The sequence below is a fragment of the Streptomyces sp. NPDC102270 genome, from assembly GCF_044766405.1.
GTDB lineage: Bacteria > Actinomycetota > Actinomycetes > Streptomycetales > Streptomycetaceae > Streptomyces.
Genome location: NZ_JBIWLX010000001.1, coordinates 126,729 through 149,839, shown reverse-complemented (window position 1 = coordinate 149,839; position 23,111 = coordinate 126,729). Strand labels below are relative to the sequence as shown.

The following is a 23,111-nucleotide window of genomic DNA, read 5'->3' as shown; positions in this document are numbered from 1 at the left end:
TGATCAGTCCCGACCACCGGTGAAGACGTGGTCGGAATCGGCGCGGCGTCCCCTCCTGTGCGAGGGGATTTTTCGTTTCCGGACGACACAGCCGCTGGCAGAGACGATCGATGGAGCTTTGAGGACCATGAGCGAGACGAACCCCGCTGCCCCCGCCGAGGTGGCCGCGCCGCACCGCTACACGGCCGCCGTCGCGGCCGAGATCGAGGCACGCTGGCAGGACTTCTGGGACGCCGACGGCACCTACGCGGCGCCGAACCCCAAGGGTGACCTGGCGGGCGACCCCGAGCTGGTCGCGCGGCCCAAGAAGTACATCATGGACATGTTCCCGTATCCCTCCGGTGCCGGCCTGCACGTCGGCCACCCGCTGGGCTACATCGCCACCGACGTCTTCGCCCGCTTCCAGCGGATGACCGGCCACAACGTCCTGCACACCCTGGGCTTCGACGCCTTCGGCCTGCCCGCCGAGCAGCACGCCGTACAGACCGGCGAGCACCCCCGGGTCACCACCGAGGCCGCCATCAACAACATGAAGTCCCAGCTGCGCCGGCTGGGCCTGGGCCACGACAAGCGCCGGTCGTTCGCCACGATCGACCCGGACTACTACAAGTGGACCCAGTGGATCTTCCTGCAGATCTTCAACTCCTGGTACGACGACAGGGCGAACAAGGCCCGCCCGATCTCCGAGCTGGTCGCCGCCTTCGAGTCCGGTGAGCGCGCGGTCCCAGGTGGCCGTTCGTGGGACGCCCTGTCCGCGGCCGAGCGTGCCGACGTCCTGGGCGGGTACCGCCTGGCGTACGCCTCCGACGCGCCCGTCAACTGGTGCCCGGGCCTGGGCACCGTGCTGGCCAACGAGGAGGTCACCGCCGACGGCCGCTCCGAGCGCGGCAACTTCCCGGTGTTCAAGGCCAAGCTGCGCCAGTGGAACATGCGGATCACCGCGTACGCCGACCGTCTGCTGGACGACCTGAACGAGCTGGACTGGCCCGAGGCCATCAAGCTGCAGCAGCGCAACTGGATCGGCCGCTCCGAGGGCGCCCGCGTCGACTTCCCCGTCGACGGGGAGGCGATCACCGTCTTCACCACGCGCCAGGACACGCTGTTCGGCGCGACCTACATGGTGCTGGCCCCCGAACACCCGCTGGTCGACAAGTTCACACCGCAGGAATGGCCCGAGGGCACGCACGACGTGTGGACCGGCGGACACGCCACCCCCGCCGAGGCGGTCGCCGCCTACCGCGCGCAGGCCGCCTCCAAGTCGGACGTCGAGCGGCAGGCCGAGGCCAAGGACAAGACCGGCGTCTTCACCGGCGTGTACGCGACCAACCCGGTCAACGGCGAGCAGATCCCCGTCTTCATCGCCGACTACGTCCTGATGGGCTACGGCACCGGCGCGATCATGGCCGTACCGGCGCACGACACGCGTGACTTCGCCTTCGCGCGCGCCTTCGAGCTGCCGATCCGCTGCGTGGTCGAGCCCAGCGACGGCCGGAGCACGGACACCTCGACCTGGGACGACGCCTTCGCCTCGTACGACGCCAGGATCGTCAACTCGCACGGCGAGGACGTCTCCCTGGACGGCCTGGGCGTGACCGAGGCCAAGGCGCGCATCACCGAGTGGCTGCAGCGCAAGGGCATCGGCGAGGGCACCGTCAACTTCCGGCTGCGCGACTGGCTGTTCAGCCGCCAGCGCTACTGGGGCGAGCCCTTCCCGATCGTCTACGACGAGGACGGCATCGCCCACTCGCTGCCCGAGTCGATGCTGCCGCTGGAGCTGCCCGAGGTCGAGGACTACTCGCCGCGCACCTTCGACCCGGACGACGCGGACACCTCTCCGGAGACCCCGCTGTCCCGCAACCAGGACTGGGTCAACGTCACCCTGGACCTGGGCGACGGACGCGGACCCCGCCCGTACCGCCGCGAGACCAACACCATGCCCAACTGGGCCGGTTCCTGCTGGTACGAACTGCGCTACCTGGACCCGCACAACAGCGAGCAGCTGGTCGACCCCGAGATCGAGCAGTACTGGATGGGCCCGCGCGCGGGACAGCCGCACGGCGGAGTCGACCTGTACGTCGGCGGCGCCGAGCACGCCGTGCTGCACCTGCTGTACGCGCGCTTCTGGTCCAAGGTCCTGTTCGACCTGGGACACATCTCGTCGCCCGAGCCGTTCCACAAGCTGTACAACCAGGGCATGATCCAGGCCTTCGTCTACCGCGACAGCCGGGGCTTCCCGGTGCCGGCCACCGAGGTCGAGGAGCGCGACGGCCAGTTCTTCTACGCGGGCGAGCAGGTCAAGCGCGAGCTGGGCAAGATGGGCAAGTCCCTGAAGAACGCCGTCACCCCGGAGGCGATCTGCGAGGAGTACGGCGCCGACACGCTGCGCCTGTACGAGATGGCGATGGGCCCGCTGGACGTCTCGCGACCGTGGGACACGCGCGCGGTGGTCGGCCAGTACCGCCTGCTGCAGCGGCTGTGGCGCAACATCATCGACGAGGCCACCGGCGAGGTGACCGTCGTCGACGCCGAGCCCGACGAGGCCACGCTGCGTGCCCTGCACAAGGCGATCGACGGGGTGCGCCACGACCTGGAGGGTCTGCGCTTCAACACCGCCATCGCCAAGGTCACGGAGCTGAACAACCACCTGACCAAGGCGGGCGGCCCGGTCGCGCGACCGGTCGCCGAGGCGCTGGTGCTGCTGATCACGCCGCTGGCCCCGCACATCGCCGAGGAGCTGTGGCGCCGGCTGGGCCACACCGAATCGGTCGTCCACCAGGACTTCCCGGTCGCCGACCCGCAGTACGTCGTGGACGAGACCGTGACCTGCGTGGTTCAGGTCAAGGGCAAGGTCAAGGCCCGCCTGGAGGTCTCGCCGACCATCTCCGACGACGAGCTGGAGAAGGTCGCGCTGGCCGACGAGAAGGTCGTGGCGGCGCTGGACGGGGCGGGCATCCGCAAGGTGATCGTGCGGGCGCCGAAGCTGGTGAACATCGTTCCCGCGTAAGGCCCCCTAAGGGTCGCGTGCGGGCAGGTTCGGGGTTCTTCCGGAACTCCGGACCTGCCCGTCGCGTTTACCTTTGAAGAGCGGCGAGTGCCGTGTCGGGGCGGAGGAGGAGTTTCGTGGAAGCAGTGATCGCGGTCGTGGCCCTGCTTTTCGTGCTCTTCGTGGCCCTCGGCGCCTACGCGACGGTGAAGGTGGTCGGGGCCGCCAAGCGCGGTGTGGACCGCACCATCACCCAGGCCCGGCGCACGGTCGAGGATCACACCCTGCGGGCCAAGTCCTTCGCCCAGCTCGGCCCGGCGGGCGAACTGGCCCAGCTGCGGCTGAAGCTGCGCACCTCGATGCGGGCCACCCAGGACGCGCTGCACGCGGGCGTGGCCGAGGACGCATCCCTCAAGGAGTCCCTCGGCCTCTTCCAGCGGCTCAGTGCCCACGGCCACGAGCTGGACGGCGAACTCAAGCGCCTGGAGTCCGAGCCCGACCGGGCGACGCTCACCGAGCGCCTGCCGGGCCTGCGGGAGCGCACCGAGCGCATCACACAGTCGGCGGACTCCCTGCGCTGGGCTGCACGCGACCGCGCCCACCGTTTCGCCGACGACGACCTGGACACACTGAGCGCGCAGATCGACGTCGAGTCCGGCGCCCTGCGGCACTGGACGAAGACCGAGCCCGCCGCGACACCGCCCCCGTGGCCCGAAGCTTCCGCCGCCGACGCCGGCCCCGGGCAGCAGACCTGGCCCGAGACGTCCCGCTCTCGCACCGCCGAGGAGCCGACGCGGCCCGCGATCACTCCGCCGGGCCCTCGACCCACCTATCCCTGGCAGAAGAAACCCCGTCCTGAGAGCACGACTTGATCCCGACACGGCGGCCCCGGGTGACAGGGGCTGGGCTGCCACCCGGACGCTACGGCAGGTAACCTCCAGCTCATGTCCCGCCATGTCGCGATCGTCACGGATTCAACGGCCTACCTGCCGCAGGGGACGATGGAGCGGCACGGCATCACAGCGGTACCCCTGACCGTGGTCCTTGGTGACCGCGCGCTGGAGGAGGGCACCGAGATCACGGCTCGGTCGCTGGCCCAGGCGCTTCAGAAGCGACGCCCCGTCACCACCTCGCGACCCAGCCCCCAGGCTTTCGCGGAGCACTACCGCAAGGTCGCCGAGTCCGGCGCGACCGGCATCGTGTCGTTGCACCTGTCCGCCGAGCTCTCCGGAACCTACGACGCCGCCGTCATGGCGGCGCGTGAGTCGCCGGTGCCGGTGCGCGTGGTCGACACCGGCATGATCGCCATGGCTCTCGGGTTCTGCGCGCTCGCCGCCGCCGAGACCGCGGAGACGGGCGGCACGGTGGACGAGGCGGTCACCGCCGCGGAGAAGCGGGCCGCGGGCACGTCCGCCTACTTCTACGTCGACACCCTCGACTATCTGCGCCGTGGCGGCCGGATCGGGGCCGCGCAGGCCCTCCTCGGTTCCGCGCTCGCCGTCAAGCCGCTGCTGAAGCTCGTCGGCGGTCGGATCGAGCCGCTGGAGAAGGTGCGGACGGCGTCCAAGGCCATCGCCCGCCTGGAGGAGATCGCGGCCGAACGGGCCGGCAGCGCGCCGGTCGACATGGCGGTCCATCATCTGTCCGCCCCCGACCGGGCGTCGGCCCTCGCGGACCGTCTGCGGGCGCGGGTGACCGGACTTGCCGACCTGCATGTGAGCGAGGTCGGGGCGGTGATCGGGGCGCACACGGGGCCCGGGCTGCTGGGGGTCGTGGTCTCGCCCCGGTGACGGAACCGCCCGAGGTGCCGGAATCACTCGTGTGGGTGGCGGAGTTTTCCACAACCGGTGGGTAATCCCCGGGAATTGACCAAGATCATCGCGAGATCGCGGACCTGTCCGATCCTCGGCGCATGGCACTTCGATCACGCTCACGCACAGCGACACCGACCAGCGGGCCGGGCCGCGGCCCTCATTCCGACGGACGCTCACGTCACCGCCGACCGCCCCTCACCCGGGGCCGGGTCCGGCCTCGGCATGCCGATTCGGCGGAGGAACTCCAGCGACGGGCGGAGGTGCTCTTCGCCGAACGGGCGGGGGAGCGGGGGGACTTGGGGAAGGGGCCGCCGGGTGGGGACGGTGAGGTGGCGGGGGGCGGTCCGGAGCGCCTGGAGGCTGCCGGTGCCGTCGGTGGTGCCGAGCCGGGTTCGGCAGGCGGTGCGGTCGGATTCGTGGAGGAGACCCGGTGGGGGGCGGGTGCTGCCGAGAAGGCTGTGCGGGACGGTGGTTTCGCGGAGGGGGCGCGGTGGGACGGCGGTCCTGCGGAGAGGGTCCGGCCTGATCTTGGTTCCGCGGAGAGGGTCTGGCCTGACGTTGATTCCGCTGAGGGGTTCCTGCGGGATGGTCGTTCCGCCGGGACGGGCCTGCGGGACGGTCGTTCCGCCGGGACTGCCCTGCGGGACAGTGGTGCTGCGGAGGGGGCTCCGCGGGATCGCGGTTCTGTGGACGAGGTCCTGCGGGGCGGTGGTCCTCGGGAGGAGGCTTGGCGAGACGCCGATGGCGGGCGTGGTGCCTGGCGAGGTACCGATTCCGGCGGCGGGGACTGGCGGGAGCGGGCCGGGTCGGCTCTGCGGGAGCGGATGCCCGTGTGGCTGCAGGCGCGGTGCGGGCTGGAGCGGCGGAACGTGGTCGCGCTCTCGGTACTGCTCGTCGTGGCCGCGGTGTTCGCACTGCAGCACTTCTGGACGGGCCGGGCACAGTCCGTCCAGGCGCCCGAAGTGATGCGCGCGGCGGCTCCGTTCGGGCAGTCCGGCGCGGGTGGACGGCGAGAGGTGGCCGAGCCGGCCGTCTCGGGCGGGACTTCGAACGCGGCGGGACCGGCCGGGGCCGAGATCGTCGTGGACGTCAGTGGAAAGGTCCGGGAGCCCGGAATCCAGCGGCTGCCGGCCGGTTCGAGGGTCGCCGACGCGTTGAAGGCGGCCGGTGGCGTGCGGCCGGGCACGAAGACCGACACGCTCAACCGCGCGCGGTTCCTCGTGGACGGCGAGCAGGTGGTCGTCGGCGGCCCGGCCGCACCGGCTCCCGTGCCCGCGCCCGGCATGGGAGGTCCCGTCGCCGGGGTGCCGGCCGGTGCGGCTGCCGCTCCCGTCTCCTTGAACACGGCCACCCTGGACCAGCTCGACACTCTGCCCGGCGTCGGCCCCGTGCTCGCCCAGCACATCGTCGACTACCGCACCCAGCACGGCGGCTTCCGCTCGGTGAACGAACTGCGCGAGGTCAACGGCATCGGCGACCGCCGCTTCGCCGATCTGCGGAATCTCGTACGGCCATGAGGTACGGCTCGGAGGTGCGGCGAAGGCAGGAGGACGAGGCGCGTGCGCGGGCCACCGTGCACGCCGTCTCGGGGAAGCGGCTCGGGGATGCTCACCCGCGGCAGGAAGGGCCTACGGATCTGCGGCTGGTACCCGCGGCGCTCGCGGCCTGGGCCACGGCCGCCGTGACCCTGGACGCGTCGCCGTGGTGGATCACGGGGGTGGTGGCCGGCTGTCTGGTCCTCGCCTGCGTGCTGGTGTCGGGACGATGGCGCGGAACGCGGGGTCTCGGTGGGGGAGGCCGGGTGCCGGTGGCCGCTGTGCTCCTCTGTGTCGCGGCGGCCGCCGTGTCCGCCGGACTGCACGGGGCCGATCTGCGGCGGGGACCGGTGCCCGCGCTGGCACGGCAGTACGCCACCGTGACCGCCGAGGTCCAGGTGACCTCCGACCCCCGGCTGACGCGACCTCGGATCACCGGGGACCACGCGGCCCCCACCGCCGTCGTCATCGGTGCCGACGTCCGGCGGGTGGAGACGGAGGACGGGAGGGTGGTGGCGACACGGGCGCCGGTGCTGTTGATCGTCGACGCGCGTGCGGGAGCCGGCTCGGGCACGGAGGTGGTCGCCACCGGTCGCCGTGGGAGCGGTGGGTCGACGCCCGGGCCGGCGCCGGCCGTGGAAGGTCCCGCTCGATCGCCCTGGCTCGGGTTGTTGCCGTCCACATGGGTGCGGGTCACCGCGCGTGCCGCGCCGCCGTTGGTGGCGGGCGACCGAGTCGCGGCCGTACTGCGGGTACGGAACCGGGGAGGGCCCGAGGTTGTCAGGGAGGCGTCGGGGACGCAGCGGTTCGCGGGGCGGTTGCGGGCGGGTCTGCGGGAAGCCACCGACGGGTTGCCGGCGGATGCCCGGGCCTTGCTGCCGGGGCTGGTCGTCGGGGACACGGCGCGGATCACACCCGAGTTGGACGAGGCATTCAAGGAGACCGACCTCGCGCACACGCTCGCCGTCTCCGGCAGCAACCTCACGATCCTGCTCGCCCTGCTCATCGGGCCGCCCGGCCTCGCCCAACTCGTCGAGCGACGGGGACTGGCGCCCCGCCTCGGGGTGTCACTGCGGACGACGGCGCTGCTCGGCGGCGGACTCACACTCGGATTCGTCGTGGTGTGCCGGCCGGACCCGAGCGTGCTGCGGGCCGCGGCCTGCGGGGCCGTCGCCTTGCTCGCCCTCGCGACCGGACGCCGCCGCTCACTGATCCCGGCGCTGGCGACGGCCGTACTGCTGCTGGTGCTGTACGACCCGTGGCTGGCCCGTAGCTACGGCTTCCTGCTCTCCGTGCTGGCGACCGGCGCCCTGCTCACGCTCGCGCCTCGCTGGAGCCTGGCGTTGCGACGACGCCGGGTGCCGCCGCGGCTGGCGGAGGGATTGGCAGCCGCTGCCGCCGCGCAGGCCCTGTGCGCGCCGGTGGTCGCCGTGCTTTCGGCGCGGGTGAGCCTGGTGGCGGTGCCGTGCAATCTGCTCGTGGAGTTCGCGGTCGCCCCGGCCACGGTGCTGGGCTTCGCGGCGCTGGCGACGGCACCCCTGGCGATGCCGGTGGCCGAAGCGCTTGCCTGGTGCGCGAGTTGGCCCGCCGGGTGGATCGCGGACGTCGCCCGGACCGGCGCGTCGTTGCCCGGCGGGGGAGTGGACTGGCCGGGCAGCTGGGTGGGGGCGGGGCTGCTCGCCCTCGTCACCGGGCTCCTGCTGCTCGTCGGGCGGCGGTTGCTGCGACATCCCTGGTGGTGTGCCGTCTGCGCGATGGTGTTCGTACTCGCGGTCGTGCAGCCGCCGCCGCTGACCCGGGTGATCACGGGATGGCCGCCACCGGGCTGGCGGTTCGCGATGTGCCTCGTCTTCCCTGTTGGATCTACGTGTTGGAGCGGATCTTGTTGGGGTGGTACGTGCCTGGTTGGCGTGTGTATTGGGTGCCGGAGAAGCGGGTCGTTGTACCCGAGCGTGTACCTGAGTTGGCGGACTGGACGGACTTGTCGGAAAGAGAAGAGCGCACAGGGATCCACTCGGGAGACCCGATCTTGTTGTCGCCGGACTGTCGGATCGACGAGTTGCTGGGCACGTACTTGTGCCGCTCGTCGTTCGTTCGGCTGGAGCCGGAGACGAAGCGCAACTACACGGTGGACTACTGCGTGTTCTTCGACTTTTTATGGAGCCGGGGCAAGGTCTGGACACAGGCCACGGCAGACGATCTCTGGGATTTCGAGGACTGGCGGACGCGGTCTGTGAGGAACCCGAACAAGGTGGGCCCGGACCGGTGGAACCGGGGCCTTGCGGCGATCACCCGCCTCTACGGGTGGGCGGCAGCTCAAGGGCACATCGAGGCGAGTCCCGTGGTCATGCGATCGGCGGTCGGTCGGCACGGAGAAGTGATCGCGATTCCTGAGGCGCGCGCGAAGAACGCCAGGGCGAGCAACGTGCGTTGGCTGACGCCGCGGGCTTTCCGAAGGTGGGTCGACGTGGGGTTGCGAGGCCACAGCGCGTCTGGGGTGCCCACGCCGGGCTGGCGGGGTCGTCTAGAGGACCGCAACACAAGCTTCGCCGAGGTGCTGATGTCGTCGGGGATGCGGCTGACGGAGGCCGCCTCGTTGCTGACCTTCGAGATGCCCCGCACTGAGTTAGGCGGCGGCCGCTACTACACGGGCAGGCTGGCCCGGGCTGTCACGAAGTCGAAGAGGGCGCGGACCTTCTACGTCGCGGCCCCGGTGCTCGGCGCGGTCGAGGGCTATGCGGAATCGACGCGGGCGGCGGCGGTGCGGCGCGCCCAGGCCAAGGGCCGGTACGACGCCCTTCCCGTCCGGCGGGTCGTCACGCACCAGACGGGGTTCGCGCGGAGGCTGTTGCACTGGGTCGACCAAGACGGAGTGGCGGGCCAGACGCCGTTGACGGAGGCGACGGTGGCGGAGCGGATGGTGTTGTTCACCGAGGGTTCGGAGGGGCCGGAGCCGTTGTGGTTGTGGTTGAACGAGCAGGGGCTGCCGTTTCATCCGCTGTCGTGGGAGAACGTCTTCCGCTCCGGGTCGGAGCGCTGCCGCGAGGTCCTTGGCGGGGTGACGGTCGAGCCGCCGTTCTGCACGCCCCATATGTGCAGGCACAGCATGGCTCTGCACATGCTGGTGGTGCTGCACTTCGTGATGGACCAGCGCCTTGGCCTGACGGCGGAGGAGCGCAGGGACTTCCGACTTCTCTACGGTGACCCCTGGCGGATGGTCCAGGACCTGCTGGGCCATGCCCAGGTTGAGACGACTCGGGACATCTATCTCGCGCCGGTCGCGGACCTTCAGCTGAGGGCCTTGCTCGCGGACCCCGAACCGATGGGTGAGGACGGGGGCGGGGCGCGCTCGGACGCCTGGGTGACCTCGCTGCTGGCCCGCATCGCCCAGGAGAGTGAAGGCATCCAGGACGTCGACACTCTTCTGGAGCCGGCATGAGCCGCCGCGGCCGCAGGGCCGCACTGCCGGATGGGCCTCACCACCGGCCCGCGGTCCTGGAGCCCGCTACGCTCGTAGTCCACCACCGTGATCGTCAAGGGCGCGCCGCTGTCTTCGACTTCGCCGAGCTGCCCGTGGCCGCGGCGATGCAGCGCTCTCTGGTCGCATTGTTCGCGGCCCGTTGCGCTCCCGGCGGAGGGTGGGACTCCTTCCAGACCAGCCGCGGCAACTGGTACTCCGTGCGCGCGTTCAGCAAGTTCCTCGCCTGCGAGCAACCGTCACCCGACGATGTCCCTGACCTGAGTCCAGCCCACTGGCATGCCTGGCGGCTGAGCCGCCCCGCCTCGGTGACCGGCTACAAGATCTATCGCGAGGTCGCGAGCCTGTTACGCGGCGACCCCCGGCTCAGCGCATCGACCCGGGAGGCCATGGCCAAGCGCATGCGCAGGGTCAAGACGCAGGAGAAGGCCTACACCCCCGAGGAGTTCGACGAGGTCCGCCGCACCGCACGGAAGATCTTCCGGACGGCGCTGCTGCGGATCCGTGAGAACACCCGCATGCTCACCGAGTGGCGCGAGGGCCGCTTCCCGCCTGGGAGCGCGGAGTGGGTGACTGGCGAGGCCCTGGACGTTCTGGCGCGCACAGGCAACGTTCCCTTGCAGGAGAACTTCCCCTCCGGCCACAGCCGGTGGCGCCCGGTTACCCGCGTCGCACGGGTGCTGGGCGGCGAGGGCGCCGAGCACACCTGGACTCGGCTCTATCTGGGCCTGGGGGAGGCCTGCGCGCTGGCCGTGCTGCTGGTGACCGAGTACGGGGTGAACGCGACGACGGTCTGCGAGATGCCCGCGCCCCGCGCGACGCCGGACGCGGAGGCGAACGAGATGCTGGTCTATCGCGTCGAGTTGGAGAAGCGACGCCGCGGCGCCAGCCTGCACCACGAGACCCGCAACCTCGCCGACTTCGGCGCCGCCTCACCGGGCCGGCTGATCACGGAAGCGCTGGAGGCCACCGCGCACGCGCGCGCTTTCACCGCGGCGGCCGGAGCGAGACGGGACCGCCTGATTGTCTGGCATGAGCACGCAGGCCAGCGTCGGCAGCTCGGTGACCTCGACGGCTCGAAGATCGGTCCGTTCACCGTGGGCCTGAGCACGGAAAACGTGTCGCAATGGGCAACCCGCCTGGGCCTGCCGGGATCAGTGATGCGCCGCAGCCGCAAGACCGTCAATGTGATCCACCGCCGTGGACCCGCCCAGAACACCCAGGACACCCACGACAGTATCTACGTGCTGCCGGACCCCCAGGCCCACCAGGTGGCGATCCCGGTGATCGCCGCCGGAGCCGAGGCCGCGATGGAATCGGCCCGGCGCACGGTCCTCCGCGCCGAGTTGGTGGACGCTCCGCGCCCGGGCGATCAGGAGACCGCGACGGCCGGCTGCCGCGACTACACCCATAGCCCCTTCACGACGGGCGGAGTGAACTGCCGGGCCTCGTTCCTGCTCTGCACCGCCTGCCCGAACGCCCGCATCGCCCCGGCCCACCACCCTCGCCTTGCCCACCTTCATGCCGCGCTGGAGAACCTCCGGGGTGTCCTCGGCACCGATGTCTGGACGGCGGACTGGTCCGAAGCCCACGCCCGGCTCGAAGGCCTCCGCCACCGGCTCGGGTCCGCGGTCTGGGATGCGGCCCTGGGCGCCGCCGCCGACACGGACCGCGAGATGATCGACCAGCTCCTGAACGGAACCTTTGACCTGTGACCTCCCCGGCCCACGACCTTGTGCTGCTGCCCGGCCCGGACACCCCCGTCATCCCCGGCCACCTGGTGGTCGCGACCGAGCCCGGGCCGATCGCCCGCTTCGGCGACGCCCGCTGGCCGCTGCTGCCGCTCATCGACAACCCCAGCGCGGACCGCTCAACGATCCTCTGGGAGCCTTTCCCGCCGGCCCTGCGGGAGGAACTCCGTCACCTGGCCTGGCAGCTGATCAACAGGAGCCTTCCCGAGACATTTGTGACCGGCCGGAGCGGAGCCTGGCGCACCCGCCAGTCCCCGACCGGCATCTACCAGACCGTGCTCATCTGGCGGCAGTTCGCCTCCTGGCTCACCGGCCGGGGCATCACGACGCTCGCGGCCTGCACGACCGAGACGTTCCTCGACTACAACCACGGCCTGCTCGACGGAGGAGGCCTGAGCCGTTCCTCAGTCCAGTACCGGCTCAGCGCGCTGCTGCGGCTCTGGGCCTTCGATGCCGAGGGCCCCGCTCCCCTCGGCATCGGGGAGCCGCCCTGGCTGCGGGAAGGCGTCGACGACTACCTGCCCGCCGCGAGTGGCGGCGGCGAGAACGCCACCGAGCCGATCAGCGAAGCGACCATGGGCCCGCTGCTGGTCTGGGCCCTGCGCGTGGTCGAGGACTTCTCCGAGGACATCCTCGCCTCTTGGCGCGACTACCAGAAACTGAAAGAGGCGGGCGAGAACAATGCCTCCACCGCCGAGGGACTGGCCGCTGCCAAGGCCTATCTGGACGGCCTCATAGCTCACGACCTTCCCTTCCCGACCGTCCACCACGCGCGCGGCCGCGCACTGGCCACCACCTACATCGCCGCGGTCACCGGGGCCGCGACCCGGCAAGTCCAAAACGCCATACGCCGAGCGGGACGCAAGGAACACCTCGCCCGGTCACCGGACATCCGCTGCCCCCTGCCCACGCAGATCACGGGCACGGTCGCCGGACGACCCTGGACCGACCACGTCAACTACTCCGAAGCTCACATGCTGATGCGCCACCTGGGCACGGCCGCGTTCATCGTCATGGGCTACCTCACCGGGATGAGGACCGGCGAGGTGCTCGGGCTCCGTTCCGGCTGCTGTCCGCCGGTGGCCTCCGGCCGCCACCTGATCTACGGGCACGTCTTCAAGACCGCCCGCGACGAACACGGCAACCACCTCTCCAGCGGCATGGAACGGGAGGTCCCCTGGGTCGCGATCACCCCCGTGGTCAAAGCGATCCGCGTCCTCGAACGAATCGTCCCCCACGGGGCCTTGCTCTTCGACGCGACCACCCACGACTTCGCCCGCCAGCGCAAGCAGACCGGCTCCCTGAAGGCCATCTCCTTCAGCCAGCGCATAGGCGACTTCGTCCCCTGGGTGAACGAGCTCGCGAAAAAGCTCGGCAGACCGCACGAAGCAGTCCCCGACGACCCGCACGGCGCCGTCGTGTCCTTACGCTTCCGCCGCACCCTGGCCTGGCACATCGCCCGCCGCCCCGGAGGACTGGTCGCCCTCGCCATCCAATACGGCCACATGCGCACCACCATCAGCGGCGGCTACGCCTCCCGCAGCCGCGACGGCATCCACGAACTCCTCGACACCGAGACCGCCTTCGCCACCGCGGACAACCTCGCCGGCCTCCACGAAGACCTCGCAACTGGCGGCGGACTCTCCGGACCCGCCGCCCGCCGGGCCCTCCACGCCGCGACTCAGGCACCGGCTTTCGCCGGCACCACCATCACCGCCCGCCAGGCCCGTGACCTCCTACGCAACCCCGCCCTCGCAGTCCACGACAACCCCCATGCGCTCCTGCTCTGCGTCTACAACCGGGACAAGGCCCTCTGCCACCGCCTCGGCGCCCACGACACACCACACCTCGACCGATGCGTCCCCACCTGCGCGAACATCGCCCGCACCGACCTCCAGGCCGAGCAACTCATCGTCCAGGCGGGAGAGTTGGAGAAACAGGCCGTGTCACCGATGGTCCCCGCACCGCTCGCCGACCGCCTCCAGAACAAGGCAGCTGGCCTCCGCCACCTTGCCGAACAGCACGACCAGAACCGGATCACGCTCCAGGAGAAGCCCGCATGAGCCCCGCACCCGACGAGCGTGACCGCATCCGCGCGGCTATGCACCGCATCCTCGCCGGCACCCCCGAACACTCCAACGGCGCCCTGACCATCGTCGCTCTCGCCGCCGAAGCCCAAGTCCCCCGCAACGCCCTCACCCAGCGCCACCCGGACCTCAAGAACGAGTTCTACGACAAGGTGCGCGCCCGCGGACAGACCCCCGACAGTGAGAAGCGGCTGCGCCAACAGGTCAGGAAACTCAAGGAACTCCGGGCGGCAGACGCCGAGGAACTGCGCCAGCTCCGCTCGGACAACCAAGCTCTGGTCGGCGCCCTGCACCAGAGCGTGATGGAGAACCGTCAGCTCCGCCAACAGCTCGCCGAGCAACCTCGAAACCTCCGCGTCCTTCCCAACCAACCTCGTCCGTCAGGCCACGGAACACGGGAATGAACGCCCGGCAGGGACTCAAGAGCCCTGTGATCAGCCAGTTCTCTCGGAGGACTGCTTACGGCAGGTCTCCTCACACAGGCCTGGAAAAAAGATCTTGTCTTGACAGTGTGAGGTTCTCAGGACCTCGCCGTCACACTCCACAGGAGCGGATGACGCGCACGTCTCTCCTGCCGTCACAGGACGGCTAGCACGCGGAGAGGGACGCCACCGAAATGCAGGCCCGATCCAACCTTGCGGGGCAGTCGCCGGCAGTGAACGAAGCCACTCGCCGACAGCACTGGCCCAAGTCTCTCCTCCGGGAGGGGCCGAGGCGGAATTCCAGCCGGGATGCCGCCAGTGGATGAGAAGCCGACTATCAGCGAATGGCTGATCGAAAACTTCTACGTGATCCACATGTATATGCGGCGAGGGGAGGCAGACCCCGAAGTCGCAGCGGAACTCGCACAGGAAGCAATCGCGAGGATCTCCGCAGCGGAAAACCGAGGCGTGGATATCGGAAACATCAGACCCTACGCCTACGGAGTCGCGCGAAATGTCCTGATCGACCATTACAGGGTCAAGGGGCGTTTCAAGTTCTCCGAGATCGAGGACAACATCCCTGATCCGCGAGAATCTGCCGAATACGTTCACGGGCTCCGTGACCTGCTTCGTCCCGAGATCAAGAAACTGCCTCGTCGGCAGCGCCAGATTATCTGGCTCCGCTACTACGAGGATAAGTCCCCGAAGGAAATCGCGGACGAGCTCGGGATCGGTGCGGCGACCGTGCACAACATCCACAGTCTGGCTCTGAGGCGCCTTCGAGAGGCCCTCATCCAGCAGGGGATCGAATACAGGAGGGCGTAATTGAGCATCGAGGCCATGCTGCGCCGCGATGCTCAGGCCCTCGCCCGGAGCATGAACGACGCTGAAAGGCAGCAACTGCGGGACGAGATCTTTTCCGCAGACGATGCTTCGGACAGTTCGGCCGCTGGCCGGTCCGGCAACCTTCGGGTTGCCGGACCGGCCCCCGGTCGGGGCCTGAGCGAGAGGGAAGAAGCACTATCCGTCTCGGGAGGGGATCACACGATCCTTGACCGATACCGAGAGGAAGGAGTCAGGCACGCGGCGAGCGCACGCCGCGCGGCAGAACTTCTGGAACTCATCGGGGACGACGAGTCGGCTGGGCGCTGGTGGCGCACCGCAGCACGACTTGGTGACCCCGACGCCATCGACTACGTCGATGCGTTTCTTGGCACACAACCGAACCACGGCGCACTAGCGCCGCAGAGAACAGAACGGAGGTGAATACCTGTGAATAACCGAGGACCCGCTCTCGCCTACAGGACCCGCGGGTTCGGAACGGCCGTGCTCGCAGTCTTGACCACGGCTCTCGTCAGCTGGCTTGCCAGCTTGCTGACTGCATGAAATCGAGGGGCTATGGTCTTCTCGTGTCGCCTCCACAAAAAAGGCGAGTGGAGTCGCTCGCTTAGTTTGATCATGTGGAATAGGGGTCAACGGCTCACTATGCGACATGAGTAGACCACGACAGGTGCCCTCCAGCCTTAAAAGGCTGGGGGGCATCTTCTTTTTTCCCTGTGAGGTTTCCATTCCCCCTGCGTCTCACGAGGCAACACTGCTTACAGGGAGGGGCGCGGCATGGGATCCGCATCCGGCGAGGGAAATGCGCACGAGGCGTCGAATAGGGCCAGGAGCACACGGGGGAAGATCATTCGTCGAGTTCTCCTCAAGATCGGGATCGGCCTCCTGGCGCATGAGGCGATCGAGGAGCTTGACGACCTGCTCGATGACATCTCGGAGGCCGCGCGCGACGCGATCGAGGATGCAGGAGAGGGCACCACGAGCTGATCATGGTTGCAGCGGCCCGCCGCTCCCGTTCGGGGCGCACCGTCCACACCGCTCGGTCCCTCCGGAGAAATCCTGAGGGATTGTCAGCACCGAGGGTTATCCTCACAGATGGCTCAAAAGAGGACCCCGGCGCCGTCGAGGTCGACGGGCACCGGGGTCGCTCCTGATTGGCGTCTGGAACCTACCTCGAACACAACACCGAAGGCACGCAGTGTCATGTTGTTGTGATCATTGCCTCTCGACACGGCACGCCGGGCCTCCTCGCAGAAATCGAGGAAGGATTCCCAGGCAAAGTGCAACTGGTCAGCGCACACATCACCGACTACCGGTCCGTCGAGGACTCCGACATATTCGACATCGAGAAGGACGTCACCTGCCTCGTCGGCAAGAACGAGTCGGGCAAGACGACCCTTCTCCAGGCGCTCTTCCGGGTCAACCCCGTGGAGTCCGCCTCCTTCGACGAGGTGGTCGACTTCCCCGCCCGCAAGACCCGCGACCGCAAGCGGCTCCCGGCCGGCAAGAAGATCCCCGTGGTCCGGGCGACCTTCCGCTTCGACGACACCGAGATGAAGGCCATCGAGGAGGAGCTCGGCCCGAAGGCCATGAGGAGCCCCGAGTTCGAGGTCGTCATCGGCTACCGGGACAACTCCAAGACCTTCAACTTCGCCTACAACGAGGCCGCGGTCGTCGACCACCTGCGCTCCGCCCTGGACCTCCCGGCCGCGGCCGCCAAGGCCATCGGCAGTGCAAAGACCATCACGGACCTCCTCGACGCCCTTGACGGGCTGGAAGAGCCGCCGTCCGGCGCGACCGAGCTGGCCGATCGCATCCGCGGCTGGCGCGAGAGCAGGCTCGGGCTCCACCTGATCGACCAGTACGCCACCCCGTCCATGCCGAAGTTCGTCTACTTCGCGGACTACGACACGATGCCGGGCAAGGTCGCGCTGCCCGACCTGATCCGGCGCCGAGCATCGGGAGACATCACCCGCGGCGAGCGGGCACTGCTGAGCCTGCTGGACATCGCCGGGGTCTCACCGGAGGAGTTCCAGGACTCCGACCAGCACGAACGGCTGATCCGTGAGCTGGAGAACTCGGGCAACGTCATCTCGGACGAGGTCTTCGAGTACTGGTCCCAGAACACCGAGCTGGAAGTACGCCTGGAGGTCCTGTCTGCCGAACCGGGGGCCCAGCCGCCCCTCGACGAGGGACCGATCCTTCAGATCCGGGTCTTCAACCGTCGGCACCGCGCATCGGTGCCCTTCGACGATCGGTCCCGCGGGTTCGTCTGGTTCTTCAGCTTCCTCGCCTACTTCAACGAGGTGGAGGCGGCGGGCACCACGAACCTGATCCTCCTACTGGACGAGCCGGGCCTGTCCCTCCACGGCCGGGCCCAGGAAGACCTGCTCCGGCTGATCGACGACCGCCTGGCTCCCAAGCATCAGGTCATCTACACCACCCACTCGCCGTTCATGGTCGATCCTGACCACCTTCAGAGAGTCCGGACAGTCGTCGATATGGAGCGCGGCGGCGCGAAGGTCTCCTCGGAGATCTTCAAGGCCGACGAGGACACTGCCTTTCCGCTGCTGACCGCGATGGGCGTCGAGATGACCCAGACCCTGTTCGTGGGCGAGCACACCCTGCTCCTGGAAGGCCCCAGCGACCTGATCTACCTCGACGTCCTCACGGACATCGCCGAGACGAACGGCTCCGTCGGACTCGACCCGCGCTGGGTCAAGACGCCCATCGGCGGCTCCGGGAAGCTGTCCACCTTCGTGACCCTCCTGGGCGCGAACAAGCTGAACGTTGCCGTCCTTGTCGACTCCAGCACCAAGGACGTCGGGGCCGTCCAGCGCCTCCGGGACAACAACCAGCTCGCCAAGAACGGACTCGTTGAGATCAGCGAGTTCACCGGCACGGCCGACGCAGACGTCGAGGACCTGTTTGACCGGGCCTTCTACCTCGAACTCGTCAACCGCGCCTACGCCTCCGAACTCACCAAGCCGATCAGCGCCTCTGAACTCAACGCCAAGGACCCTCGCGTCGTCCGGCAGATCGAGGCGGTGTTCAGGAAGCGGAAGATCGACACAAGGTTCAACCACTACAAGCCGGCGGCGGTTCTCCTCCGAGAGCAGGCTGCGCTGGTTCCGCGCATCGACCCTGCGACGATCACGCGAGCCGACCAACTGTTCAAACGACTCAACGCCCTGCTCCCCAAGCGATGAGTCGAGTCTCCGCCTGAGCGTCTCCCTGGCCAGCGCCCTGCCCTCAGTTCGACAAGCAGAACTTGACAGGGAAGACGTGGGCCAGGGCGACGCGACGGTGCTCGCGGCAGGGGAGGGGACGGGCGTGGTCGTGGACGCCGGCCCCGATCCGGCACTCGTCGACGGCTGTCTGCGCACACTCGGCATCACCAAGGTGCCGCTCGTGGTCCTGACCCACTTCCACGCCGACCATGTGGCAGGGCTGGCCGGGGTGCTGCGGGGGCGGTCGGTCGGAGCGATCGAGACCACCGGGCTGGAGGAGCCGGTGGACCAGGCCGAGTCCGTTCACCGGGAAGCGGCGGCCCGGCGGATTCCGGTGACACGTGCGGCAGCCGGGGAGGAACGGCGCACGGGAGCCCTGGCCTGGGAGGTGCTGTGGCCGCCGGCGGATCCGGCTGCGGCCGCGGAGGACGGCCCCAACGACGCCAGCGTCACGATGCTCGTACGGTCGGCCGGGCTGCGCTTCCTCCTGCTCGGGGACCTCGAACCCCCGGCCCAGCAGGAGCTGTTGAGATCGCCTGCGGGTGCGCGGCTGGCCGGGGTGGACGTCCTCAAGGTCGCCCACCATGGTTCGGCCTACCAGGACCCGGAGCTGATACGCCGGGCCGCCCCGCGGCTCGCGCTCATCTCCGTCGGCGCCGACAACACGTACGGCCACCCGGCTCCCGCTACGGTCGCCGCGCTGCGGGCCGGGGGTGCGGTGGTGCTGCGGACGGACCGGGACGGGTCGCTGGCGGTCGCCGGGACGGGCGATGGAAACGGTGGTGGTGGCGCGGGCGGTGGGGGACTGTGGGTGGCGCGAGACTGGGGGCATGAATCCGACACAGGTTGACGCATACCTCCGCCGCCTGGAAGTCCAGCACCCGGCGTGGCCAACCGTGGAGGTCCTGCGCGAGCTGCATCTGCGCCATCTGCAGACCGTGCCCTTCGAGAACCTGTCGGTCCACCTCGGCGAGGAGATCGTGCTGGAGGAGGAGCGGCTGGTGGAGAAGGTGGTCGGTGCCCGGAGGGGAGGGTTCTGTTACGAGCTGAACGGGGCGTTCGGGGCATTGCTGGCCGCGCTCGGCTTCGACGTCACGCTGCTCGCGGGCCGGGTGTACGGGGAGGAGGGGCGGCTCGGGATCCCGTACGACCATCTCGCGCTGCGGGTACGGACGGTGGACGGGGGCGAGTGGCTGGCCGATGTCGGGTTCGGGGCGCACAGTCACTATCCGCTGGCGTTCGGGGCGCGGGGTGAGCAGGAGGATCCCGGGGGCACTTTCCGGATCGTCGAGGCGGGGCCCGACGCGGCGGGGGTGCGCGGCGGGGACGGCGCGGTGAAGAAGGGAGGGGGTGACGCCGCGGACCTGGATGTCGTCATGGACGGCAGGAGTCAGTACCGGCTGGAGGTGCGGCCCCGGGTGCTCGGTGACTTCGCGGCCGGGGCCTGGTGGCACAGCACCTCGTCGGCCTCGCACTTCACCCAGTCCCTGGTGTGTTCGAGGGTCACGGAGGACGGCGGGCGGATCACGCTCAGCGGGCGGGTCTTCAAGGTGACGGCCGCCGACGGGGCGCGGGAGGAACGGGAGTTGGAGACGGACGAGGAGGTGCTGGGGGTGTACCGGGAGAGGTTCGGTATCGAGCTCGGCCGGGTGCCGACCGTACGTGAGCCGGAGGGGCGGGGCGGGTCGCGGGGATGAGTGGCCCGGGCACTGGGGCCGGCCTGGAGAATGGTCCCGTGAGCGATGTGAGACATGTGCTGGTGCTGCCTGATCGGGATGCCGCGGAGGAGGTCGTCCAGGCTCTCTCGGAACGGTTCGGGGTGGATGAGGAGCCGCAGGTCGTTCGGGACGCGTTGGCGGGGGAGGACGATGCGGAGGACGCGCAGTGGCTGGTGGTGCTGCGGGATGCGCCGGGCCGGTTGGATCCCGGGGAACTGGAGGAGTTCGTGGGGGAGTGGGACGGGTGGCGGGAGGAGCCCTGAGGCCCGGGCTCGGACGGCTTGGGGGCTTGAGGTGGGCTGAGGGGCAGCGTTCACGGGGTTGCGGGTGGGGGCGTGGGGGCCGGCGAGAGGCCGGTTTCACACTTCCGCGCTGTCGGGGGCGGCATCTTCGCAGCGGGACGATCTCTCGGATGGGGCCATAGACGGACCTCCCCGTGAACGGCGCCGAGGGCGGATGGAGGAAGACGGCCGGCTTGGCTGCGCGGACAGCGTTGCCGGGCGGCGTGAGGGTGCCCGTCCCAGGGTGCGGGGACTGCGCGAGGAGTCTCGTCGGCGCCCGTAGTCACGGCGCTGTCAGTGCCCCGTGCCATGCTGTACGCGATGGCCAAGAAGACTGCTCATGACGACCCTCTCGCCTCCGTGACCCTTGCTGTGGGGCAGGAGGAGCTGCTGCTCGACCGGGCTGTGCGGGAGGTGGTCACCGCTGCCCGGGCCGCTGATGCGGATACGGATGTGCGGGATCTGACTCCGGACCAGTTGCAGCCGGGGACGCTCGCCGAGTTGACCAGTCCGTCGTTGTTCGCGGAGCGCAAGGTCGTGGTCGTGCGCAATGCGCAGGATCTGTCCGCCGACACCGTCAAGGACGTGAAGGCGTATCTCGGGGCGCCCGCCGAGGAGATCACCCTGGTGCTGCTGCACGCGGGGGGAGCCAAGGGCAAGGCGCTGCTCGATGCCGCGCGGAAGGCGGGGGCGCGAGAGGTCGCCTGCCCGAAGATGACCAAGCCCGCGGACCGGCTGGCCTTTGTGCGACAGGAGTTCCGGGCGACCGGGCGGTCCGCCACGCCCGAGGCGTGTCAGGCGCTGGTCGATGCGATCGGGAGCGATCTGCGGGAGTTGGCGTCCGCCGTGACCCAGCTGGTCGCCGATGTCGAGGGGACGATCGACGAGGCTGTCGTGGGGCGGTACTACACAGGGCGGGCCGAGGCTTCCAGTTTCACCGTCGCCGACAGGGCCGTGGAGGGGCGGGCCGCGGAGGCGTTGGAGGCGTTGCGGTGGTCCTTGTCGACCGGGGTCGCGCCGGTCCTGATCACCAGTGCGCTGGCGCAGGGCGTGCGGGCGATCGGGAAGCTGTCGTCGGCTCGGGGCGGACGGCCCGCTGATCTCGCGCGTGAGCTGGGGATGCCGCCGTGGAAGATCGATCGGGTGCGGCAGCAGATGCGGGGGTGGACGCCGGATGGTGTCTCTGTCGCGCTGCGTGCCGTGGCCGAGGCGGACGCCGGGGTGAAGGGCGGGGGGGACGATCCCGAGTACGCCTTGGAGAAGGCCGTCGTGGCGATTGCTCGGGCGGCCCGGTCTCGGGGGCGGGGATAGTCGGGCGGCGTTGTCGTTCGACGGTGTTCCTCGGTTCTAGCGGCCGGTGTTCGTCGTTTGTAGAGGCCGGTGTCGTGGCCGACGGGCCGACCAGCCCCGCTTGCCCGGCGACGGCGACGGCGACGGCCACCCCGTCCGGTTCGGCCGCCTCTCCTTCGCTCGGCACGAGTGCGGGCGGGCGGCACCCGCGGCCGGCGGCGAGGCGGACCTTGCTGGTCTGACGGAGTCGTGCGGGGCCTGATCAGGTCCCGCAGACGCGGCTGTTCAAGCGGCGTGGCTCCGGGTCGGGAATCCGAAGCCCTCCCGCGCTCCCCCCGGACCTATCGGACGAGGGCGGAGACGAGCAGGGCGAAGGCGGCGATGATGACGGCGACGCGGACGTAGTGCCAGCGCTCCCAGCGGTGCAGCTGCTCCTTCCAGTCGGCGGGCCGGTTCTCGGGGGTCCAGGTCTTGTTCCGGTTGTTGATCGGGACGAGCAGCAGTATCGACATGACCACGCTGACGATCAGTAGCCCGGCGGCGGTGACGACGAGTCCCGCACCGTGGTGGTGCCATCCGGCGATGGCCCAGATCGTGCTGAGGACGAGCGAGCCGATGTACCAGAACGGCATCAGGGCGCCGAGCATCCGGCCGCCGTGGGCGTGGCCGAGCTGGCCGCTGTCCTCGGGAAGAGCGTCCAGGATCCGGTTCATGATGAAGGCGACGGAGAACTCCACCCCCACCATCAGGCCGACGATGACGGTGGTGACGACCTCGAGTGCGTTGAGCATGACGATCCCTCCCGTGAACTAGCATTGCTAGCAGATGAGGCAACGCTAGCAATGCTGCCGCTCGATTGTCTAGCGGTGCTAGGATTCGTTTCATGTCTGTACAGGAACGCAAGCAGCGCGAACGGGCGGAGCGCGAGCGCCTCATCGTGGCGACAGCCCGCGAACTCGCCGAGCAGCAGGGCTGGGACGCAGTCACCACCCGCCGGCTCGCCGAGCGCATCGAATACAGCCAGCCCGTTCTCTACAGCCACTTCCGGGGCAAGCGCGAGATCATCGGCGCCGTCGCCCTTCAGGGGGCCGCCGAACTGGCGACGGCGGTGCGGGCCGCGACCTCCGCCGCGGACCGCCCCCGCGCCAGGGTCGTCGCCCTGGCCCGCGCCTACCTCGACTTCGCCGCACGCAACCCGGCGGTCTACGACGCCCTGTTCCAGCTCGACGGCGGCCTGGCGTACGCGCAGGAGGACACCCCCGAGCCTTTGAAGGACGCGTTCGCCGCCCTGCTGGAGACTCTCGGTGAGGTCGCCGGCGACGACGTCCAACCGGGGCTCTTCACCGAGCTGTTCTGGGCGGCCCTGCACGGCCTGGCGACCCTGACCCGCGCGGGCCGCCTGCTGCCCGAGGACGCCGAGCCGAGGGTGGAGCTCCTGGTGGACCGGCTCGCCATCCTCTGACACACCGCCCCGACGGGCCGGCAGCCGGGGCTCTCGGGCCCGGTCGCCGCCCGCCCCAGCAAAGCTTCCGGTCACTCGCGCCCGCACGGCGCAGCCGCGGATCACCTGGTCCCGCCACCCGAACGGGGCGCTCGTCCGGAGGTCGCGATGCGATGCTCTGACCGTGTACGGCCCCGGCCCGCGCGGTGCCGCTGCGCTCGCCCCCGCCATGTGGTGCGTT

The 23,111-nt window shown here is 69.8% G+C and carries 18 protein-coding genes and 1 pseudogene; 18 read left to right on the top strand and 1 reads right to left on the bottom strand.

The window, feature by feature from the left end; all coding sequences use genetic code 11:
• Positions 1-127: 127 nt before the first annotated feature.
• The 17 genes and pseudogenes from leuS (at position 128) to holA (ending at position 21,450) form a co-directional block, all read left to right on the top strand.
• Entirely contained in the window at positions 128-3,004 is a 2,877-nt protein-coding gene (leuS, locus tag ACIRP7_RS00620) for a leucine--tRNA ligase (RefSeq protein WP_403651952.1), read from the top strand.
• Positions 3,005-3,120: 116 nt separating this feature from the next.
• Positions 3,121-3,855: a hypothetical protein gene (locus ACIRP7_RS00615; protein ID WP_403651950.1), complete on the top strand. Its 735-nt coding sequence runs from the start codon at positions 3,121-3,123 to the stop codon at positions 3,853-3,855.
• Between the two features lie 72 nt (positions 3,856-3,927).
• Positions 3,928-4,773, top strand: a complete 846-nt coding sequence (locus tag ACIRP7_RS00610; RefSeq protein WP_403651947.1) for a DegV family protein — start codon at positions 3,928-3,930, stop codon at positions 4,771-4,773.
• Positions 4,774-5,621: 848 nt separating this feature from the next.
• Entirely contained in the window at positions 5,622-6,314 is a 693-nt protein-coding gene (locus tag ACIRP7_RS00605; RefSeq protein WP_403651944.1) for a helix-hairpin-helix domain-containing protein, read from the top strand.
• The gene (locus ACIRP7_RS00600; protein WP_403651941.1) at positions 6,311-8,569 is read left to right on the top strand and encodes a ComEC/Rec2 family competence protein; all 2,259 of its coding nucleotides are present in this window, start codon (positions 6,311-6,313) and stop codon (positions 8,567-8,569) included. The genes ACIRP7_RS00605 and ACIRP7_RS00600 overlap by 4 nt, the downstream gene beginning before the upstream one ends.
• Positions 8,473-9,771, top strand: coding sequence for an integrase (locus ACIRP7_RS00595; RefSeq protein WP_403651939.1), 1,299 nt, complete (start codon positions 8,473-8,475; stop codon positions 9,769-9,771). Before ACIRP7_RS00600 ends, ACIRP7_RS00595 begins: the two co-directional genes overlap by 97 nt.
• Before the next feature lie 347 nt (positions 9,772-10,118).
• The gene (locus ACIRP7_RS00590) at positions 10,119-11,525 is read left to right on the top strand and encodes a hypothetical protein (protein ID WP_403651936.1); all 1,407 of its coding nucleotides are present in this window, start codon (positions 10,119-10,121) and stop codon (positions 11,523-11,525) included.
• The gene (locus tag ACIRP7_RS00585) at positions 11,522-13,624 is read left to right on the top strand and encodes an integrase (RefSeq protein ID WP_403651933.1); all 2,103 of its coding nucleotides are present in this window, start codon (positions 11,522-11,524) and stop codon (positions 13,622-13,624) included. Before ACIRP7_RS00590 ends, ACIRP7_RS00585 begins: the two co-directional genes overlap by 4 nt.
• Positions 13,621-14,052 carry a hypothetical protein gene (locus tag ACIRP7_RS00580; protein ID WP_403651930.1) on the top strand — a complete coding sequence of 144 codons (432 nt, stop codon included), beginning with the start codon at positions 13,621-13,623 and terminating at the stop codon, positions 14,050-14,052. The genes ACIRP7_RS00585 and ACIRP7_RS00580 overlap by 4 nt, the downstream gene beginning before the upstream one ends.
• Before the next feature lie 336 nt (positions 14,053-14,388).
• A complete protein-coding gene (locus ACIRP7_RS00575; protein ID WP_403651927.1) occupies positions 14,389-14,895 on the top strand; it encodes an RNA polymerase sigma factor in 507 nt (168 codons plus the stop codon).
• Positions 14,896-15,336 (top strand): hypothetical protein, encoded by a 441-nt coding sequence (locus ACIRP7_RS00570; protein WP_403651925.1) that lies wholly within the window; start codon positions 14,896-14,898, stop codon positions 15,334-15,336.
• Positions 15,337-15,687: 351 nt separating this feature from the next.
• Complete coding sequence (locus ACIRP7_RS00565) at positions 15,688-15,897, top strand: hypothetical protein (RefSeq protein ID WP_403651922.1); 210 nt, start codon at positions 15,688-15,690, stop codon at positions 15,895-15,897.
• 293 nt (positions 15,898-16,190) lie between these two features.
• The gene (locus ACIRP7_RS00560; protein WP_403651919.1) at positions 16,191-18,119 is read left to right on the top strand and encodes an AAA family ATPase; all 1,929 of its coding nucleotides are present in this window, start codon (positions 16,191-16,193) and stop codon (positions 18,117-18,119) included.
• Between the two features lie 73 nt (positions 18,120-18,192).
• A pseudogene (locus tag ACIRP7_RS00555) lies at positions 18,193-18,990 on the top strand (ComEC/Rec2 family competence protein); the annotation flags it as partial.
• On the top strand, positions 18,971-19,837 hold the full coding sequence (locus ACIRP7_RS00550; RefSeq protein WP_403651917.1) for an arylamine N-acetyltransferase: 867 nt from the start codon (positions 18,971-18,973) through the stop codon (positions 19,835-19,837). The pseudogene ACIRP7_RS00555 and the gene ACIRP7_RS00550, both read left to right, overlap by 20 nt.
• 38 nt (positions 19,838-19,875) lie before the next feature.
• Positions 19,876-20,121, top strand: a complete 246-nt coding sequence (locus ACIRP7_RS00545; protein ID WP_403651915.1) for a hypothetical protein — start codon at positions 19,876-19,878, stop codon at positions 20,119-20,121.
• Between the two features lie 339 nt (positions 20,122-20,460).
• A complete protein-coding gene (gene holA, locus ACIRP7_RS00540; RefSeq protein WP_403651912.1) occupies positions 20,461-21,450 on the top strand; it encodes a DNA polymerase III subunit delta in 990 nt (329 codons plus the stop codon).
• 320 nt (positions 21,451-21,770) lie between these two features.
• Here holA and ACIRP7_RS00535 read toward each other — a convergent pair whose 3' ends face one another.
• On the bottom strand, positions 21,771-22,220 hold the full coding sequence (locus ACIRP7_RS00535) for an anthrone oxygenase family protein (protein WP_403651910.1): 450 nt from the start codon (positions 22,218-22,220) through the stop codon (positions 21,771-21,773).
• Between the two features lie 92 nt (positions 22,221-22,312).
• Here ACIRP7_RS00535 and ACIRP7_RS00530 point away from each other — a divergent pair, with 92 nt between their 5' ends.
• Positions 22,313-22,891, top strand: coding sequence for a TetR/AcrR family transcriptional regulator (locus tag ACIRP7_RS00530; RefSeq protein WP_403651907.1), 579 nt, complete (start codon positions 22,313-22,315; stop codon positions 22,889-22,891).
• Positions 22,892-23,111 lie beyond the last annotated feature (220 nt).